This is a genomic window from Mucilaginibacter ginkgonis (assembly GCF_009754905.2).
Classification (GTDB): Bacteria; Bacteroidota; Bacteroidia; order Sphingobacteriales; family Sphingobacteriaceae; genus Mucilaginibacter; species Mucilaginibacter ginkgonis.
On the sequence record NZ_CP066775.1, the window covers coordinates 2,514,314 to 2,532,657 of the forward strand.

The following is an 18,344-nucleotide window of genomic DNA, read 5'->3' on the forward strand; positions in this document are numbered from 1 at the left end:
ATTATTCAAAGTTTACAACACGGCTTAAAGGCCCAACGGCCTTGATAAGCACTTCTAATTCTGTATCTGTACAAGTTTCCTGTAGAGCCTTGGCTAGCCATTCGTCTCGTTCGTGGCGGGTTTTGTATAATAGTTCCAGTCCAGCGGCAGACATCGTGATCAGCACTTTGCGTTTATCCGTTTCTGATGGTGTGCGAATGATAAGATCCAGCTCGGTAAGATGATTCAATATCTGCGACATGGATTGTGTGGTGATCTTCTCAATTACAGCCAGTTCGCTTGGCAATAGTTGTTTATGCTCGTCAAGCAATTTCAGAACAGACCGTTCTGTTAACGACAGACTGCCAATAGCACCGGACTTGCTCCTCAATTTTTTTACCAGTCTTGTTATTAATGTTCTTAGCTCAGACGCCAGATGCATTGTGTCCCTATCAATCATATTATCAGTTAAACTTATAAGTTTACCTTACAAATATAAGCTGATACTTGTTTTCTGTGAAGGGAATTTTGCTAAATGAACTTATTCTGTGATTGAGATTACAATTGGCTGAAAGGGATATCCAGCAATTTGTATTGCTGCCAGCCAATAAAGTCGAAGTGCCACCACTCGGTAGGCAATATCTGGAAACCGTGCGAGGTCATTTCATCCTGCAACAATTGGCGGTTCTTTTTAGCCGTCGCACTCACCGGTTCAAATTTGGCAGCCGCCGCTTTAGTGAAACTATCATAGCCGGTTGGCATTTCAATTTCCTTGCCGGTTTTCAAGTCCACAATTGTAAGGTCGATTGCACAGCCGCGGTTATGTTTTGAGCCATGCGCGGGGTTTGCAACAAAGCTGGTATCGCGCGTCATATTGTAGAACTTAACGGTGATATTATAGGGCCGGTAACCATCAAAGATCTTCAATCCTAAGCCCTGTTTCTCCAGGTCGTGCTGAATTGCCAGCAAAGCGTGATACACCGGCAAACGCGCAAACGCCCTTGCCTGGGGATACATAACCGCATGCATAAAGTTGTTGGTGGTGGCATAACGCACATCAAGCAGGATGCCTGTCTTAGCCGGAATAATTTCAACCAATTGGTTATTGGAATTTTCTTTTACCTGCTCTTTGTACTGTGCAAACTTCACCACATGCAAGCTATCGCTATAGTCGAAGCTTTGGCCTTTAACTGTTAAAGCTGTAAGAACAACGATAAAAGAAAGAAGATACTTCATTTGCATGTTACCGGTTTGACACGATCATCAGATCAAGATCTTTGCTTTGCATATTGAAGCGCTCGCCAAGTGATTTATTGGTGAGCTGCCCCTGATAGATGTAAACTGCATTACGGACGCCATTCTTCTGCCATATCACGTTTTTTAAACCTCCGTGCTCGCCAATGTCAAGAAGGATTGGTGTAAAAATATTGGTCAAGGCGTATGTAGCGGTCCGCGCCACGCGCGACGCGATGTTGGGTACACAGTAATGGATCACATCATACTTTCTAAACACCGGCTGTGTATGATTAGTTACTTCCGATGTTTCAAAGCAGCCTCCCTGGTCAATACTTACATCAATTACCACAGAATTTGGCTTCATACGGCTCACCGTAGTTTCTGAAATTATACACGGACTGCGGCCATCTTCGGCGCGCATAGCGCCAATTGCAACGTCGCAGGTGGTAATAGCCTTTTCTAAAACTATGGGCTGTACCACAGATGTAAATACACGTGTGCCGATATTATTCTGCAGCCTGCGTAGTTTATAAATAGATGGGTCAAAGACCTTAACTTCTGCACCTAATGAGATCGCTGTGCGCGCCGCATATTCACCTACCGTTCCTGCACCTAAAATTACTATCTCAGTTGGCGGTACACCTGTAATGCCTCCAAGCATAAGGCCTTTGCCGTCAAAAACATTACTTAAATATTCAGCAGCGATAAGGATAGATGTTGCTCCCACTATTTCGCTCATGGCGCGGATCACCGTTAATGAGCCGCCTTCATCTTGTAAATGCTCAAACGATAAAGCTGTTATCTTCTTTTTGAGCATAGCTTGCAGGCAATCTGCCTTAAGCGTGGACAGTTGCAAAGTAGAGATCAGGATCTGCCCAGCCTTCATCAGCTCCACCTCTTTAAGCATTGGTGGGGCAATTTTTATGATGATGTCGCTTTGCTCATAAACTTGTTTGGCGTCGTAGACGATCTGCGCGCCTTGCTCTGCGTAATCCTTGTCAGAAAAATTAGCAGCCTGGCCGGCGTTGCTCTCAAGCATAAGCTGGTGGCCGTTATTTATCAGCAAGGCGACTGATAGCGGGGTTAACGCGATACGATTTTCCTGAAATGATATTTCTTTGGGGATACCAATAAACAGCTGATTCTTCTTCGTCTTTACCTCAAGCATAGATTCCTGGGGCTGCATCATTGCCTGCTTGGCCACATCAGAAAATCCGCTGTACAAACCTGTACTCATTCTCGTTAATCCTTAGGGAGATGAAGATACTTATTTTAAATATGCTGAACAATAATTTCGCGCGATGATTGCCCGGTAGCAGATATCCTCACTTTTACATAATGCTGCGGCAACAAACCATTGATCTTCTCTGGCCACTCCACCAGACACCACGCGTCTGAATAAAAATATTCTTCATAGCCCATATCCAGGGCCTCATTTTGATTTTTTAAGCGATAGAAATCAAAGTGATAAATATCGCTCTCTTTGCCACGATACTGATTTACGATAGAGAACGTAGGGCTGCTTACATCTTCTTTTACGCCCAAAACCTTACACAACCGAGTAATAAGTGTTGTTTTGCCCGCGCCCATTTCGCCATAGAATAACAGGATGCGCGCACTACCTGCGAAAGCAACGATCTCTTGCGCGGCGGAGGGCAAGTCTGTTAGGGAATTTAGCGTAAGTCTAAGAGAGGCCTGGTTCATGGTATACAAAATCTAACCCATCTATCCCAAAGAAACCTTTGTCCGAAGATATAAGTGGATATTTAAGATAAATAGCCGTAGCGGCTATTATAGCGTCGGCAAGCTTTATTTTCTTTTTAGACCTAATGTCGATAACAATATCTCTAATTGCTGGCAAATATTCGATTACTCGGTACTCCGCAATAACATTTTTCGCCTTTAAAAGATCTTCTCCATTTGCCCCTGATAAAACCTCTAATTCAGAAATGAAAGAAAAAGCGCATTCATACTTTCTGAAAAATTTCTGGACGCCAACTTTGCCTATTAAAAAATAAATAAGAATATTGCTGTCAATTATGGCACTATTCCCATTCATCTCGCCATTGCCTTTGTAATTTCAGCGGATCGATATCAAGCTTGACTGAACCAAAATATTTCATCACACGTTTAAAACGTTCTTCATTTTTCTTATCAATTTGTTTATCGATCTGACTAAGTTTGTTGTCCACCTCTTCTGGCGTATCCGATTGTAATATCTCTACCGTCATACTCAAATATACAAATTATTTAGAGCTGTACGTGGCGATAGGGATGATCATCTCTTCCAATGAAATACCGCCATGCTGGAACGATTCATTATAGAAATTCACAAACTGGTTGTAGTTATTAGGGTAAACAAAATAGCTGTCGCTTTTTGCGAAAACAAAACTGCTGCTCACATGCAATTTAGGCAGCATGGCATCGTGCGGATTGCGGATGTGCAATACTTCCTTAGCGTTAAAATTTAAGTTCTTGCCCTGCTTGTAACGCAGGTTTGTATTAGTGTTGCGGTCGCCGATAACTTTACTTGGGTTCTTAACGCGGATGGTACCGTGATCTGTTGTGATGACAACCTTAACTTGTTTGGTCGACAGGAACTTTAACAAATCGAACAAAGGCGAGTGTTCAAACCAAGATAGTGTTAAGGAACGGTACGCAGCATCATCGCTGGCCAGCTCGCGTATCATTTGCATATCAGTACGCGCATGCGACAGCATATCCACAAAGTTGTACACCACCACATTCAGCTCATTATTCATGAGATTATTGACCGACTCGTTGAGCGACCTTCCCTCATCGATGTTTAATATCTTGTGATAGCTGAATTTGCAGTCTTTACGAATATTACGTTTGATATTGTCGGCCAGGAAATCTACTTCGAAAAGGTTCTTGCCTCCCTCATCTTCGTCATTTTGCCATTTATCCGGAAATCTCTTTTCCATCTCTAAAGGCCATAAACCCGAGAAGATAGAATTACGCGCATATTGAGTCGCAGTAGGCAGAATGCTGTAATAGGTATCTTCTTCCTCCAGCCGGAAGTACTCGCTGATGATAGGGTGAATGATCCTATACTGATCATACCGAAGGTTATCGATCAGGATAAAGAAAACCGGATTCGATTCGATCTTTTGGAATACCTTTTTCTTTAATATCTGGTGAGATAGCGTTGGTCCGTCGTCCGGATTTTTAACCCAGTCTAAGTAATTCTTTTCTATAAACTTAGAGAACTGTACGTTAGCCTCAGCTTTTTGCAAGGTAAGTATCTCGTGCATACCTGCATCTTCCAGTTGCTCGAGCTCAAGTTCCCAATAGATCAGTTTTTTGTAAACATCAACCCACTCCTGGTAGCTCAGGTTATCGTTAAGGGTCATGCCCAGCGTACGAAAGTCTTGCTGATAAGCCATGGTGGTTTTACCTGCAACCAGTTTTTTGTTCTCTACCAGTTTTTTAATGGTCAGCAACACCTGCTTAGGGTTGACAGGTTTTATAAGGTAGTCGTCTATCTTAGAACCAATGGCATCTTCCATCATCGGTTCTTCTTCGTTTTTGGTGATCAATACAACAGGGACGTCATTATTGATAGACTTAATTTCTGATAGTGTTTCCAGACCGGTTAGGCCTGGCATGTTTTCGTCAAGAAATACCAGGTCAAAGTAACCGCCTTTAAAAGCCTCCACCGCATCGCGGCCGTTGGTCACAGTAGTTACCTTATAACCTTTTTCATTCAATAATAATATATGGGGCTTTAAAAGGTCGATCTCGTCATCGGCCCATAAAATAGTCGTATCCTGCATTTGTATCGTTTTAGTTGGGTTATAACTTTTAAGCGTAATAATTGTTGCAAATTACTGCAAGTATTAACATTTATTAACACACGTCTTACTATGTATGTACTGATTTAGTAAATGCAGTAATTACCTTTGTGCCAACAAATAAAACTTTTGAATAAGAAGAAGATCATCAATGACCCTGTCTATGGGTTCATCAGCATAAAAACAGATCTGGTATTTGATCTGATATCTCACCCATACTTTCAGCGGCTGCGTTATATCAAACAATTGGGCATGACACACCTGGTTTACCCCGGCGCGCTGCATACCCGCTTTCACCATGCTTTGGGTGCCATGCACTTAATGAGTACGGCGCTGCAAACATTGTGCGACAAAGGCCACGACATTACTCCCGACGAGCAGGAAGCTGCCACCATTGCTATTTTACTGCACGACATTGGCCACGGACCGTTTTCGCACGCCCTTGAACGCAACCTGGTGAGCGGCATAAGCCACGAAGACATTTCCATTATGCTGATGGAAAAGCTGAATGAAACTTTTGACGGGAGGCTATCTATGGCCATTGCTATATTTAATGGCACGTACAAAAAGGGATTTCTGCATCAAATGGTGTCCAGCCAGTTAGATATGGACAGGCTGGATTATCTTAACCGCGACAGTTTCTTTACCGGGGTATCTGAAGGCATCATTAGTTTTGACCGTATTATCAAGATGCTCAATGTGGTGGATGATTATTTAGTGGTTGAAAAGAAGGGCATTTACTCTATCGAAAAATTTATCATTGCCCGCCGGCTGATGTACTGGCAAGTTTACCTGCATAAAACGGTAGTGGCAGCAGAGCAAATGCTGGGTAAGATACTTACCCGCGCTAAGTATTTAAGCCATCAAGGCGTCGAGCTTTTTGCAACCCCGGCTTTGGGTCATTTTCTTAGAAATGCATTTACAAAAGAGTCTTTCACTGCCGATGCGCCGAATTTGGAAACTTTTACCTGTTTGGACGATAATGATATTATGGCATCGATAAAGGTTTGGGTAAACCATAGCGACAAGGTGCTGCGCATACTTTGCAGCCACTTTATGAAACGCGACCTCTATCAGGCCGACATCACAAACAAAAAACCAAATAAAATATTAGAAAGCGAATTATTGAAAACCGCCGGGCAGAAATATGGCATTACCGCAGATGAAGCAAAATACTTTGTTTTTACAGAGTCGCTCACAAATCACGCGTACAAACCAGAAGACGGCCGCATTTTAATACAGATGAACAACGGGCAAACTAAAGACATAGCAGAGGCCAGCGACAATTTCAATCTACAGGCATTGGCTAAGCCTGTAGAAAAGTTTATCTTGTGCTATACCAAAGACTTACAATAACCGTATTTATGGTAACGTCAACTATTTGTTGCTTTAATATTAACGATTAAATTTGCCCATGCAATTTACTGCACATCAGATTAGCTTATTGTTAGGCGGAACCGTTGAGGGCAATCCCGATGCAACAGTAAATCAACTGGCTAAAATAGAGGAAGCCCAAAATGGGTCGCTTTCCTTCTTAGCAAATCCCAAGTACGAGCAGTTTCTGTATACCACAAACGCGTCTGTTGTTATCGTTAACAAAGACCTGGTTTTAACCGGCGAAGTAAGTGCTACTTTAGTGCGGGTAGACAATGCGTACACTGCATTTTCTGTAGTGCTTGAGCAATACAATACTTTAAAGCTTAATAAAAGCGGTATAGAGCAGCCGAGCTTTATCCACCCTGATGCGCAAATAGGTGACAATGTTTACATTGGCGCTTTTAGTTATATAGGCCCCGGCGCTAAAGTTGGCAACAACAGTAAAATATACCCGAATAGCTATCTGGCAGATAATGTAACCATCGGTGATAATTGTACACTTTTCCCCGGCGTAAAGGTCTATTTTGACTGTGTGATAGGCAACAACGTGATCATACATTCGAACACCATCATTGGCAGCGATGGCTTTGGTTTTGCACCCACAGAAGACGGCAGTTACAAAAAGGTAAGCCAGATAGGCAACGTTGTAATAGAAGATAACGTAGAAATTGGCGCCAATACAACAATAGACCGCGCCACCATGGGATCTACAATTATCAGAAAAGGTGTTAAACTGGATAACCTTATCCAGATAGCCCATAATGTAGAGATCGGCGCTAATACAGTTATTGCTGCCCAGAGCGGCATATCCGGCAGTACAAAAGTTGGCGAGCGCGTTGTTATAGGTGGCCAGGTAGGTATGGTAGGCCATATTACGATAGCCAACGGATCGCAATTCCAGGCACAATCCGGCGTAAGCCGAAGCATTACAGAAGAAAACAAAAAATGGGGCGGCACTCCTGCTTTCGCCTTTAATGATCAGCTTAGATCACATATCGCACTTCAGCGGCTACCTAACCTCGAAAAAAAAGTGGCCGAACTTGAAAAATTAATTGCAGAGCTGCGTAACGTCAGCATATGATTATATAGATTTAATGCAGTCTCCCCTACAACAACTCATGAACGTGAAACAAAGAACTATTAAGGCACCGGTGTCGGTGTCGGGTACAGGTTTACATACCGGCGAACACGCCACAATGACCTTTAACCCCGCGCCGGAGAACCATGGCTATAAATTCCGCAGGGTTGACCTGCCGGGCAAACCGGTGATTGACGCTGATGTGGACAACGTTACCGATACATCACGCGGAACAACCATTACCCAAAATGGCGCGAGCGTAAGTACTGTTGAGCATGTTCTGGCTGCCCTGGTAGGTATGGAGGTTGACAATGTGCTGATAGACCTTGATGGCCCCGAAACACCTATTATGGATGGCAGCTCTATGCCGTTTATACAAGCGATAGAAGGTGCCGGCTTTGTAGACCAGGACGCGGACCGCGAATACTACCACATACCTTATAATATCCATTACTCTGAGCCCGACCGTAAGGTAGATATGGTGGCCATGCCGCTTGACGATTATCGCTTTACCTGTATGGTAGATTATAATTCGCCGGTATTGGGCAGCCAGCACGCGAGTATTTCTACTATATCAGAGTTCGAAAAAGAGATAGCATCGTGCCGTACGTTTTGTTTCTTGCATGAACTGGAGATGCTGATACAGCACGACCTGATAAAAGGTGGCGATATAAACAACGCCATCGTTGTTGTTGACAAACCGATTGACAGTGAGGAACTGGCCAAACTGGCAAAAGTATTTAACCGTAAAGAGATTAATGTTGCCCCGCAGGGCATTTTAAACAATATTGAGCTTAGGCACCAGAACGAGCCCGCGCGCCACAAACTGCTTGACATGATTGGCGACTTAGCCCTCGTTGGTGTGCCTATCCGCGGGCATATCATGGCTGCCCGCCCCGGTCATGCGGCAAACGTTGCGTTTGCTAAGCGTATAAAAGCACTGATCAAAAAAGAGCGCAGCCGCAAACATGTTAAGGTTTATGACCCTAACATGAAACCAGTGTATGACACGGTGCAAATCATGAACATTTTGCCACACAGGCCGCCAATGTTGTTGGTAGACAAGATCTTGGAGCTTACAAAAACGCATGTGGTGGGTTTAAAGTCTGTTACCATGAATGAGCCGTTTTTCGTTGGCCACTTCCCTGGCGCGCCCGTAATGCCGGGTGTATTACAGATAGAAGCGATGGCGCAAACAGGTGGTATCCTGGTGTTAAATACCGTTCCCGACCCCGAGAATTATCTGACGCTGTTCTTAAAAATTGAAAATGCCCGTTTTAAAGATAAAGTGTTGCCGGGTGACACCCTCATTTTCCGGTGCGATTTGCAGGCGCCGATACGCCGTGGCATTGCACAAATGAAGGGCATTGGCATGGTTGGCGACCGTGTTGTGGTTGAAGCCGAATTGATGGCACAGATCGTTAAATACAAAGAATCATGATCCAACCTTTAGCATACATACATCCGCAGGCAAAAATTGCCAACAACGTAACTATTGATCCGTTTGTGACGATCCATAACGACGTTGAAATTGGCGAGGGTACCTGGATTGGTTCTAACGCCACGATTATGGAAGGTGCGCGTATCGGCAAAAACTGCCGTATATTCCCGGGAGCGGTAATATCTGGCATTCCGCAGGATCTAAAATTTAAAGGCGAAAAAACACAGGTAGTTATTGGTGATAATACCACCATCCGCGAATGCGTAACCATAAACCGTGGCACCAGCGACCATTGGCGTACAGAGATAGGCAGCAACTGCCTGCTAATGGCTTATTGCCATGTTGCGCACGATTGTGTGGTAGGTAATAATTGTATATTCTCTAACAATACAACGCTGGCCGGTCACATTACCATTGGCGACAATGTAGTATTGGCGGGCATGGTAGCTATACACCAGTTTTGTAAAGTTGGCTCACACTCTTTTGTTACCGGTGGTTCACTGGTGCGTAAAGACGTGCCTCCATATATTAAAGCAGCACGTGAGCCACTTTCTTACGCGGGCATTAACTCTGTAGGCTTGCGCCGCAGGGGTTTCACCGAAGAGAAGATCAACGAGATACAAGATATTTACCGCACGCTGTTTGTAAAGAACAACAACGTGAGTAAGGCAATGGAAATTATCGAGGCAGATTTCAGGCCTACTGAAGAACGCGACGAGATCCTGAATTTCATCAACAGCTCGCAGCGCGGTATCATGAAAGGATTCGGAAATTCTTAAATAGTTCATAGATGATGGATCATGGTTCATAGCCTTATCATCCTGTTATTGATTTTTGTAGCATCCAAACAAGTTGCTATCACTATGAACCATGAACTATGAACCATGAACTTCTATCCATTTCCCTTGACAACACCGGCCGGCGCTTTAACCGCGACTGGATATTCCGCGGGGTAGAATACACGTTCAATTCGGGGAGCTGTTACGCCATACTCGGGCCAAATGGCTCGGGCAAGTCCACCTTGCTGCAGGTGATCAATGGCAGTCTTGGGGCTTCGGCGGGGAAAGTGAGTTATTCGCTCAACAACTTGATCATCCCACAGGAAAATATTTTTCAGCACCTAAGTATCGCGGCGCCATACCTCGAACTCATCGAAGAATTTACGCTTAGCGAGATGGTCGATTTCCATTTCAAATTTAAACCTTACCTGCCCGGCATAGATAAAAATATCCTGATAGACTTGCTTAACCTGCCATCTGCAGAACATAAACAGATCAAATATTTCTCTTCGGGCATGAAGCAGCGCCTTAAGCTGATACTCGCCTTTTGTGCAGATACGCCATTGCTTATGCTCGACGAGCCGTGTTCAAACCTGGATAGTCAAGGTGTTGAGTGGTACCGCAGCCTTGTAGAGCGTTTCTTGGCTAACAGGCTAACCATCATAGGGTCTAACCAGCCTTATGAATATGATTTCTGCAATTATAATTTGTATATTACCGATTACAAAAAATAAGAGATCGCTCCTGTTTTTATTAACCCATACCTCATTAACATGAAAAGAAAATTACTTGCATTATCAATGCTTTGTATTTCCGGCGGCCTGGCATTCGGCCAGCCTAAACTGGTACAAAAAGTTGTAAAAAAAGGAACAGACATTGTTATCCCCTACAGCAAATATGTTTTGCCGAACGGCTTAACTGTCATTTTACATGAAGACCACTCAGACCCATTGGTACACGTGGATGTAACCTACCACGTAGGCTCGGCGCGCGAAGAGATCGGCAAATCGGGCTTCGCGCACTTCTTTGAGCATATGATGTTCGAAGGTTCTGACGATGCACCTAAAGGCACTTTTGATAAGATCATCATTGGCAATGGCGGTACCAATAACGGTTCTACGAACCGCGACCGCACCAATTACTATGAGACCATCCCTAAAAACTTATTGGAAAACGCGCTTTGGCTCGAGGGCGACCGTATGGGTTTCCTTTTAGGACAAGTTACCCAGCAGCGTTTCGAGATCCAGCGCGCGACTGTAAAAAACGAACGCGGCCAGAATTATGACAACCGTGCTTACGGCCTGGTTGGCCAATACACCGCGAAAACTTTATATCCTTACGGCCACCCGTATTCATGGCTGACCATAGGTTACATTGAAGACCTGAACCGCAGCAATGTAGAAGACCTTAAGAAGTTCTTTTTGCGTTGGTATGGCCCAAATAACGCCACGCTAACAATCGGCGGCGACATTGACCCGGCAGCTACCTTGAAAATGGTGCAAAAATATTTCGGTACCATTCCGCGCTGCCCTGTTGTACAGAAAGTAAAGGTACCGGCGGTGAGCCTGCCAACTAACCGGTATGTGTCTTATAACGACAATTACGCGCGCTTACCAATGCTGAGTATAACCTATCCAACCGTTCCGGATTTTACCAAAGATGTTCCGGCACTGGAGTGTTTGGCAGAAGTGTTGGGCCAGGGCAAAAATTCGGTCTTATATCAAACCACGGTTAAAAAGCAACTGGCTTTACAGGCCTCTGCCTTTAGCCAGAACACAGAACTGGCTGGCGAATTCAGCATCCGCATCATCCCTACCCCGGGCAAAAACCTGGCAGATATGCAGGCCCTTTACATGGCGTCGCTGGATTCTTTAGAGAAGCGCGGCATCACCGATGACGATATGAAGAAGTTTAAAGGCGGTGTAGAGTTCGAATTCATCAACAATCTGCAAAGTGTATCGGGCAAGGTGTCGCGTTTGGCAGAATTCCAAACGTTTACCGGCAACCCTAATAAAACTGCCGAACTGCTTAAAGAATACAACACGCTAACCAAACAAGACGTGATGAATGCCTTTCATAAATACATCAAAGGGCATTCCGCGGTTTATGTCAGCGTATTGACCAAGGGCCAGGACAGGGAAAAATTCGCGGCACATACAGATGTGATACCAGCCGCGGATTCTATCGGCTATAAGAAACCGGATTACGGTTATGCCGGCTTGAAATATGTCAAAGCAAAAGACAATTTTAACCGTAAGGTTGCCCCTGCCATAGGAGCAGTGCCTGTTACTAAAGCTCCTGCTTTCTGGCGTAAAGATCTCCCATCGGGGGCTAAGGTGATCGGCGTAACCAACACAGAAGTACCGATGGTAACGCTTACACTCACTTTGCCGGGCGGCAGGTTGTTAGAGCAGAGCGATCTGTCTAAAGTGGGCATATCATCCCTGTTCGCAACTATGATGAATGAAGATACCAAAAACTACACTGCCGAAAAGTTCACTGTCGAGTTGCAGAAGCTGGGCAGCACTATCACGTTATTCAGCGGAGTGGATGGCATCACCTTCTCGGTACAATCGCTTAAGAAAAACTTCGCTCCTACAATGGCGCTGCTGCAAGAGCGCGTGTTGAACCCATTGTTTACAGAAGCAGCTTTTAGCCGCGATAAAAAACAAACCCTGGAAGCATTTAAGCTGCAGAAATCGGCACCGGCTACCATCGCGAACGCGGCTTTTTCCCGTTTAAACTATGGCAAGAACAACGTACTGGGTTATCCAACATCGGGCACAGAAAAAACAGTTTCAAACATCTCGCTGGCAGACCTGCAGAACTATTATAATACCAACATCACGGCAAATGGCGCTAAGGTGGTCATGGTAGGCGATGTAACGGAGCAGCAATTATTAGCCCAACTAAACTTCCTTGACAAGCTGCCTGTAAAAAACATTGCCCCGGCAATGCCTGCCCAGGCTTTGGCAGTAAACAAGACCACCATTTATCTTATAGATGTGCCTAAGGCCGCTCAAACAGAGTTCAGGGTTGGTTCAGGAATTCCGCTTCGTTACGACCCAACCGGCGAGTACTACAAATTATACATGGCCAACTATCCGCTGGGCGCCGATTTTACCAGCCGTGTAAACACATATTTGCGTGAGACTAAGGGCTGGACCTATGGTGCTTCTACCCGTTTAGCAGTTGATAAATATTCGGGCGATTATTACTTCTCGTCGGGCATACGCGCCAATGCTACAGACAGTGCCCTGTACGCTTTAATGAACCAGTACAAAGATTACAGCGAGTTTGGCCCGAACGATAACGAGGTGGCGACGCTTAAAAAGGCAATAAACCAGGGCGATGCCTTGCGTTATGAAACAGGTTTCCAAAAGGCTCGTTTTATCAGCCGCATTCTGGACTACGACTTGCCGGCATCTTATGTCGACAAGCAAAACTATATGACAGCTAACGCGACGAAAGACGAGCTGAAAGCAACTGCTGCCAAATGGGTTATGCCCGGCCAGGTTAACATTTTGCTGGTTGGCGATAAAGCAGCGATACTGCCCGGGCTGCAAAAATTGGGTTACGATATAGTGGAACTGAACGCCGACGGCGACGCCATAGTTCAATAACCGTCGCTTGATTTTTTAACACGAAGTGGCTATGTTTGCGCTCCGATTATAAATGATATGGCTAAGGCATCAGAAATAAAAAATGGTAACATCCTTCGTTTCAACGGCGAGTTGGTACAGGTAGAAGAGTTTATACACCGCACACCGGGCAATCTGCGTGCGTTTTACCAGGCGCGTATGCGTAACGTAAAATCAGGCAAACTGGTTGAGTATCGTTTCCGCACAGATGAAGAGGTAAACATTGCGCGTGTGGAAACCAGCGACTACCAATATCTTTATGATGATGGCAATGACCTGGTGATAATGGATAATGCCACTTACGAGCAATTTAACGTACCGAAATTTCTATTTGGTAACAGCGTTAAATTCTTGAAGGAGGGTGTTAACGTTATTGTTGCTTTTGAAAGCGGCGAGCCCATCATGGCTAAAGCGCCAGCAAGTGCCGAGCTTGAGATCACTTACACAGAACCTGCTGTTAAAGGCGACACTTCTACCAACGCGCTTAAAGCAGCTACGGTAGAAACAGGTGCCGAAATTAAAGTGCCATTGTTTATTAACCTGGGCGACAAAGTTAAGGTGGATACCGCTACCGGTGCTTATGTTGAGCGTGTAAAGAGCTAATGATCTGATCACGTCGTTGCAAAAAGCGCAGCAAGATTGCTTCGCTCCTCACAATGACAAAAACATATAGAGGCCCAAACAGGGCCTCTTTTTATTTAAGGCATGACCAAGGCAGAACTTCGTAAAATATATTCGAATAAGCGCAAAGCGCTTTCTGCCGAAGACTATGCCATTCTTAACCAGCAACTTTTAGCGCAATTTAAAACCGTTGATTTTTCATGCGTTAAATACATTCATATTTTCCTTCCGATAATTTCCCGCAGGGAACCGGATACTTATCTGATCATTAACTACCTTAAAGCAAATCATCCCAACATAACCCTGGTGTATCCGCAATGCAACTTTGCAGGCTGCAGTATGGAAAGCTTTGTTGATGATACCGATCTGCAACTGGCTGAAAACCAGTTCGGGATTACAGAACCTGTGGCGGGTAATATAATCAATCCGGACAATATCGATATGATACTCTTGCCCTTGTTAGCTTTCGACAAACGCGGCTATCGCGTTGGTTATGGCAAAGGGTTTTACGATCGCTTTATTGCCCGCTGCCGTACAGATGTTCAACTCGTAGGTTTGAGTCTGTTTGAGCCGATGGAACATATAGATGATGTAAATGAATATGATAGGCAAATGCACCGGTGCATAATGCCCGACAGGGTTTGGGACGTTTGAGATCATTTGGAACTTTGCCTCAAGATCAAGCTTTAGAATCGCCCCACCCGAACACTCCCCGGAAGCGAGGGCTTTGAAAAGCATGAACAGCCCCCTCTTCTTCAGAGAGGGCGGGGAGAGAGGTCGGCATTCATATAGAACACATCTTTGTGAGGAGTAAACGCCCCCTTTTCTTCGGAGAGGGCGGGGAGAGAGGTCGGGCGGCGAAGAAACCACTCTCAATCGGGATCATTAGGCTGTGCATTTGCGCATAAGATTCCTCACTTCATTCGGAATGACAATCTGAAGGACGTTTTCAGGTTACAATGTTGATAATTAAGGCATCGTTAATGAAACACCAATACACCGGATGCCCGACATTTAATTAAAAAAGCTTTTTTTAAACCTTTGATTTTAAGTAGCGTCAAAAAACTATATTTGAAAAATTTTCGTTAACAAATTATTATGACACTGTTAAGAATTTATTGGGATTACCGTTTCGCTAAAATGGGTACCCTGCAGGGTAAAGTTTGCAAGGCAAAAGTTTACTAATACCTAAACAGAGAAGAAATTTGTCGTCAACCGGCGACGTAAAAAGGGAACACCGAAGAGGTAGTTCCCTTTTATAGTATTGCAAATAATCAAACTAAGTTAATTTTGTATTGAGATTTATTCAATTGCCTTGTTAGGTGCCATTTAAATCTTCAGTTGACAGTGCCCAAATCAAACAAATAACCCACCCTACGCCTGTAGCGCCAAAAAACAAATTGCAAAAGAATACACTTCAAAAATTTTTGTGTTTGCGAGTAAGCACTGCGGGCATGAAATAAAAAGCTCCGATATTATTAAAATAAGTAACCCGAGAAAAATTTCGAGGTACATTCTTTACATCTTCACCTTCTTTTCACCCGCGTCAACACCTTTAATGAATTTCATAAGCCCGGTCATATAAGTTTGCTGGTCATCATACATACTCATGTGGCTGCCATTGGGGCAATACAGGTAAGTGCCGTTCTGCACCAGTTGCGCTACCTTTTCCATATGTTTTGGGTCCATGGTATCATACTGCGCGCCGATGCTTAACGTGGGCACAGTGATTTTTGGCAAGTCTGCCATACGGCTCCAGTTGGTCAATTTGCCGGACACGCCAAATTCACTTGGCCCCTGCATGGTTACATACAGGGATTCATTTAATTTGCCCATAGAGCGGTTTATCGGCTCGGGCCATTTGTCCAGCGGTATACGGCAAATATGTTTGGCGTAAAAGTTAGGCATCAATAAAGCCATGTACTCCGGATTTTTAAAATCCTTACGCGCTTCAATGTCCCTTATCCTGGCAAGCACTTTAGGATCAAACTGGGGCGCTAAAACTTCTTCGGCATACTTGCCATAGGCAGGCACATCCATCATCATATTAGAAATAATAAGCCCCTTTAAATGCTGCTGGTATTTTTGCGCGTACTCCATGGCCAGTATACCACCCCACGAATGCCCCAGCAGGTAAAAATTATCTTTATCTAAGTGCAAGGCCTGGCGCACCTGCTCCACCTCTTCAACGTAGCGCGGCAAACTCCACATAGAAGTATCGCGCGGGTTGTCAGAATTACCGCAACCCAATTGGTCATAATAAAGTATCTCGATACCCTCGGCAGGCAAAAAACTTTCCATGCATTCAAAATACTCATGCGTGGCGCCCGGTCCGCCATTAAGCAGCAGCAATTTCATCTTCGGGTTGTTACCAATGCGCTTTGTCCAGATATTGAAGTTTCCTTTGGGTGTACTAATCCTTACCATTTGAACGCCTCCGGTCTTTACTCCGGTCGTAGTGTCTTTAAAATATTCAATGGACGGTTGGCAGCCTGCGTTGCTTGCAGTTGGCTTGCAACTGTAAAACCCTAATGATGCTGATAATAGAATTGCCTTTACTAAACTTGTTCTCATAAAGTTTTGATTGTGAATTGCTTAAAGCTAATAAAATATTTTCTGCCTACGCAGTTTTAAACAACTATCGCATTGCGCCGCTGTCACACCCTGTGACAGTCTGTGACACTTTTTGGGCGAAAAACCGCAAACCTGAAACACTGACACGATCATGCATGATTGATAAACAGCAACTTACACCGCTGACAAAATAGCGTCAGATACGAATAAGTCAGTATTTGTAGAGAAACTGTCACATGTTACACACGTCCGTCAGCCGACGGATCAGCAGATCAGGCATAAAAAAGGGATAACCAAATGGCTATCCCTTTCCAAAAAACTTGTTATTGTCGTTTACGCTATTACGGTAAACTTCAGCATATTGGTTTTGCCCTTGTCTGCAATTGGCACAGAAGCGGTGTTGATCACCACATCGCCAGACTCTACCAGGTTTTCGCGTTTCAATACATTGTTTACATCGGCAATGGTCTGATCTGTGCTTTCATAACCGTCATAATAATAAGCACGAACGCCCCAGATAAGGCTAAGTGTATTCAATAAGCTTTTGCTCGACGTAAAGATATAAGTTGGTGCTTTAGGCCTGTGCGATGATATCTCGAAAGCAGTATAACCGGATGTGGTCATGGTTACTATGCCCACCGCTTCGGTATGCTCTGCCAGGTAAACTGCAGAACCGCAAAGGGCGTCGCTAAGGTAACTTGCAGAAGACGGGTCGTTATTGCTCTCCTTGTTGCTGTAATAAGGATAGCCACGCTCCTCTACATTGTGAACTATCTTGGCCATCGTTTCAATAACAATAACCGGGAAATCACCAACAGAAGTTTCGCCGCTAAGCATCACCGCGTCTGCACCGTCTAAAACGGAGTTGGCTACGTCATTGACTTCGGCGCGGGTTGGGCGCGGGGTAGTGATCATACTCTCCAGCATTTGTGTAGCCACAATAACCGGCTTAGAAGCCGCGCGGCATTTACGGGCTATCATTTTTTGTAGTAATGGTACTTCTTCCAGTGGCATTTCTACACCCAGGTCGCCACGGGCAACCATTACACCGTCTGTAGCGGCAATAATGGCATCGATATTCTCAATAGCTTCAGGCTTTTCTATTTTGGCAATAACACGTGCTGTTTTACCGCGCTGGCTTATAACACGTTTTAACTGTACAATGTCTTCCGCGTTACGCACGAATGAAAGGCCTATCCATTCTACATCGTTAGCCAGGGCCTGCTCCAGGTTTACCAGGTCTTCTTCAGTTAAACTAGGGATAGACACTTTGGTATTTGGCAGATTAACGCCTTTACGAGATGTAAGAATACCGCCATGCAGCACTTCGCAAATAACAGTGTCCCTGCGGTTGGTTTCTACAACGCGTAATTGCAGTTTACCGTCGTCAAGCAAAATGGTCTCGCCCGCATGTACATCCTGCGGAAAGGTTTCGTAGGTTATGTAGATCTGCTCGTCATCGCCAACGCATTCTTTGGTAGTTATCTTGATGGTCTTGCCATTAACTAAATGGATACCGCCATCTTTAACTAAACCTATGCGGATCTTTGGCCCCTGCAAATCGGCAAGGATACCAATATTGAGTTTATATTGTTCGTTGATCTCGCGGATGGTATCTATCACCTTCTGATGATCCTCCGGCTTACCATGCGAAAAGTTAAGCCTGCATACATTAACACCTGCCTTGATCATGGCCAGCAATACATCTTTTTTACCGGATGCAGGGCCCATGGTGGCCACTATTTTAGTTCTGTTATAAGATAATTTCATATGTATAACGGTTATCCGTTTAGATTTTATTAG

Annotated in this window: 18 protein-coding genes; 8 read left to right on the top strand and 10 right to left on the bottom strand. The window is 44.5% G+C overall.

From position 1 onward, the window contains the following. Window position 1 precedes the first annotated feature (1 nt). The 7 genes from GO620_RS11700 to porX all read right to left on the bottom strand — a co-directional run bounded on the left by GO620_RS11700 (window position 2) and on the right by porX (window position 5,012). On the bottom strand, window positions 2-370 hold the full coding sequence (locus tag GO620_RS11700; RefSeq protein WP_198173572.1) for a MarR family winged helix-turn-helix transcriptional regulator: 369 nt from the start codon (window positions 368-370) through the stop codon (window positions 2-4). A 167-nt stretch (window positions 371-537) separates the two neighbouring features. Then, a complete protein-coding gene (locus GO620_RS11705) occupies window positions 538-1,215 on the bottom strand; it encodes a M15 family metallopeptidase (RefSeq protein WP_244139406.1) in 678 nt (225 codons plus the stop codon). A 7-nt stretch (window positions 1,216-1,222) separates the two neighbouring features. Further along, on the bottom strand, window positions 1,223-2,452 hold the full coding sequence (locus GO620_RS11710) for an alanine dehydrogenase (RefSeq protein ID WP_157525544.1): 1,230 nt from the start codon (window positions 2,450-2,452) through the stop codon (window positions 1,223-1,225). A gap of 35 nt (window positions 2,453-2,487) precedes the next feature. Beyond that, the gene (gene tsaE / locus GO620_RS11715; RefSeq protein ID WP_157525545.1) at window positions 2,488-2,919 is read right to left on the bottom strand and encodes a tRNA (adenosine(37)-N6)-threonylcarbamoyltransferase complex ATPase subunit type 1 TsaE; all 432 of its coding nucleotides are present in this window, start codon (window positions 2,917-2,919) and stop codon (window positions 2,488-2,490) included. Continuing rightward, entirely contained in the window at window positions 2,900-3,274 is a 375-nt protein-coding gene (locus GO620_RS11720) for a PIN domain-containing protein (protein ID WP_157525546.1), read from the bottom strand. Before GO620_RS11720 ends, tsaE begins: the two co-directional genes overlap by 20 nt. After that, entirely contained in the window at window positions 3,261-3,446 is a 186-nt protein-coding gene (locus tag GO620_RS11725; RefSeq protein ID WP_157525547.1) for a hypothetical protein, read from the bottom strand. Before GO620_RS11725 ends, GO620_RS11720 begins: the two co-directional genes overlap by 14 nt. A 15-nt stretch (window positions 3,447-3,461) precedes the next feature. Then, window positions 3,462-5,012, bottom strand: coding sequence for a T9SS response regulator signal transducer PorX (porX, locus tag GO620_RS11730; RefSeq protein WP_157525548.1), 1,551 nt, complete (start codon window positions 5,010-5,012; stop codon window positions 3,462-3,464). Window positions 5,013-5,159: 147 nt separating this feature from the next. Between porX and GO620_RS11735 the strand changes: the two genes are divergently transcribed. The 8 genes from GO620_RS11735 (at window position 5,160) to GO620_RS11770 (ending at window position 14,621) form a co-directional block, all read left to right on the top strand. After that, window positions 5,160-6,386, top strand: coding sequence for an HD domain-containing protein (locus tag GO620_RS11735; RefSeq protein WP_157525549.1), 1,227 nt, complete (start codon window positions 5,160-5,162; stop codon window positions 6,384-6,386). 58 nt (window positions 6,387-6,444) lie between these two features. Further along, the gene (gene lpxD / locus GO620_RS11740) at window positions 6,445-7,488 is read left to right on the top strand and encodes a UDP-3-O-(3-hydroxymyristoyl)glucosamine N-acyltransferase (protein WP_157525550.1); all 1,044 of its coding nucleotides are present in this window, start codon (window positions 6,445-6,447) and stop codon (window positions 7,486-7,488) included. A gap of 37 nt (window positions 7,489-7,525) precedes the next feature. Continuing rightward, window positions 7,526-8,926: a bifunctional UDP-3-O-[3-hydroxymyristoyl] N-acetylglucosamine deacetylase/3-hydroxyacyl-ACP dehydratase gene (locus GO620_RS11745; RefSeq protein ID WP_157525551.1), complete on the top strand. Its 1,401-nt coding sequence runs from the start codon at window positions 7,526-7,528 to the stop codon at window positions 8,924-8,926. Next, window positions 8,923-9,705, top strand: coding sequence for an acyl-ACP--UDP-N-acetylglucosamine O-acyltransferase (gene lpxA / locus GO620_RS11750; protein WP_157525552.1), 783 nt, complete (start codon window positions 8,923-8,925; stop codon window positions 9,703-9,705). Before GO620_RS11745 ends, lpxA begins: the two co-directional genes overlap by 4 nt. 98 nt (window positions 9,706-9,803) lie before the next feature. Next, on the top strand, window positions 9,804-10,439 hold the full coding sequence (locus tag GO620_RS11755) for an ABC transporter ATP-binding protein (protein WP_157525553.1): 636 nt from the start codon (window positions 9,804-9,806) through the stop codon (window positions 10,437-10,439). Window positions 10,440-10,478: 39 nt separating this feature from the next. Beyond that, window positions 10,479-13,328 carry a M16 family metallopeptidase gene (locus GO620_RS11760; RefSeq protein WP_157525554.1) on the top strand — a complete coding sequence of 950 codons (2,850 nt, stop codon included), beginning with the start codon at window positions 10,479-10,481 and terminating at the stop codon, window positions 13,326-13,328. A 57-nt stretch (window positions 13,329-13,385) separates the two neighbouring features. Then, window positions 13,386-13,949 carry an elongation factor P gene (efp, locus tag GO620_RS11765; protein WP_157525555.1) on the top strand — a complete coding sequence of 188 codons (564 nt, stop codon included), beginning with the start codon at window positions 13,386-13,388 and terminating at the stop codon, window positions 13,947-13,949. A gap of 102 nt (window positions 13,950-14,051) precedes the next feature. Then, the gene (locus GO620_RS11770) at window positions 14,052-14,621 is read left to right on the top strand and encodes a 5-formyltetrahydrofolate cyclo-ligase (RefSeq protein WP_157525556.1); all 570 of its coding nucleotides are present in this window, start codon (window positions 14,052-14,054) and stop codon (window positions 14,619-14,621) included. Window positions 14,622-15,285: 664 nt separating this feature from the next. Here GO620_RS11770 and GO620_RS17490 read toward each other — a convergent pair. From GO620_RS17490 to pyk, 3 genes are all read right to left on the bottom strand, one after another. Continuing rightward, on the bottom strand, window positions 15,286-15,366 hold the full coding sequence (locus GO620_RS17490; RefSeq protein ID WP_394368559.1) for a hypothetical protein: 81 nt from the start codon (window positions 15,364-15,366) through the stop codon (window positions 15,286-15,288). 119 nt (window positions 15,367-15,485) lie between these two features. After that, on the bottom strand, window positions 15,486-16,541 hold the full coding sequence (locus GO620_RS11775) for a proline iminopeptidase-family hydrolase (protein WP_157525557.1): 1,056 nt from the start codon (window positions 16,539-16,541) through the stop codon (window positions 15,486-15,488). A 333-nt stretch (window positions 16,542-16,874) separates the two neighbouring features. Further along, a complete protein-coding gene (gene pyk, locus GO620_RS11780; RefSeq protein WP_157525558.1) occupies window positions 16,875-18,311 on the bottom strand; it encodes a pyruvate kinase in 1,437 nt (478 codons plus the stop codon). Window positions 18,312-18,344: the final 33 nt, after the last annotated feature.

Coding starts and splice junctions, on each gene's coding strand:
- GO620_RS11720 (WP_157525546.1), bottom strand. CDS start 3,274: ATGAATGGGAATAGTGCCATAATTGACAGCAATATTCTTATTTATTTT.
- GO620_RS11745 (WP_157525551.1), top strand. CDS start 7,526: ATGAACGTGAAACAAAGAACTATTAAGGCACCGGTGTCGGTGTCGGGT.
- GO620_RS11775 (WP_157525557.1), bottom strand. CDS start 16,541: ATGAGAACAAGTTTAGTAAAGGCAATTCTATTATCAGCATCATTAGGG.
- GO620_RS11725 (WP_157525547.1), bottom strand. CDS start 3,446: ATGACGGTAGAGATATTACAATCGGATACGCCAGAAGAGGTGGACAAC.
- lpxA (WP_157525552.1), top strand. CDS start 8,923: ATGATCCAACCTTTAGCATACATACATCCGCAGGCAAAAATTGCCAAC.
- porX (WP_157525548.1), bottom strand. CDS start 5,012: ATGCAGGATACGACTATTTTATGGGCCGATGACGAGATCGACCTTTTA.
- lpxD (WP_157525550.1), top strand. CDS start 6,445: ATGCAATTTACTGCACATCAGATTAGCTTATTGTTAGGCGGAACCGTT.
- GO620_RS11705 (WP_244139406.1), bottom strand. CDS start 1,215: ATGAAGTATCTTCTTTCTTTTATCGTTGTTCTTACAGCTTTAACAGTT.
- efp (WP_157525555.1), top strand. CDS start 13,386: ATGGCTAAGGCATCAGAAATAAAAAATGGTAACATCCTTCGTTTCAAC.
- GO620_RS11710 (WP_157525544.1), bottom strand. CDS start 2,452: ATGAGTACAGGTTTGTACAGCGGATTTTCTGATGTGGCCAAGCAGGCA.
- GO620_RS11770 (WP_157525556.1), top strand. CDS start 14,052: ATGACCAAGGCAGAACTTCGTAAAATATATTCGAATAAGCGCAAAGCG.
- GO620_RS11755 (WP_157525553.1), top strand. CDS start 9,804: ATGAACCATGAACTTCTATCCATTTCCCTTGACAACACCGGCCGGCGC.
- tsaE (WP_157525545.1), bottom strand. CDS start 2,919: ATGAACCAGGCCTCTCTTAGACTTACGCTAAATTCCCTAACAGACTTG.
- GO620_RS11760 (WP_157525554.1), top strand. CDS start 10,479: ATGAAAAGAAAATTACTTGCATTATCAATGCTTTGTATTTCCGGCGGC.
- pyk (WP_157525558.1), bottom strand. CDS start 18,311: ATGAAATTATCTTATAACAGAACTAAAATAGTGGCCACCATGGGCCCT.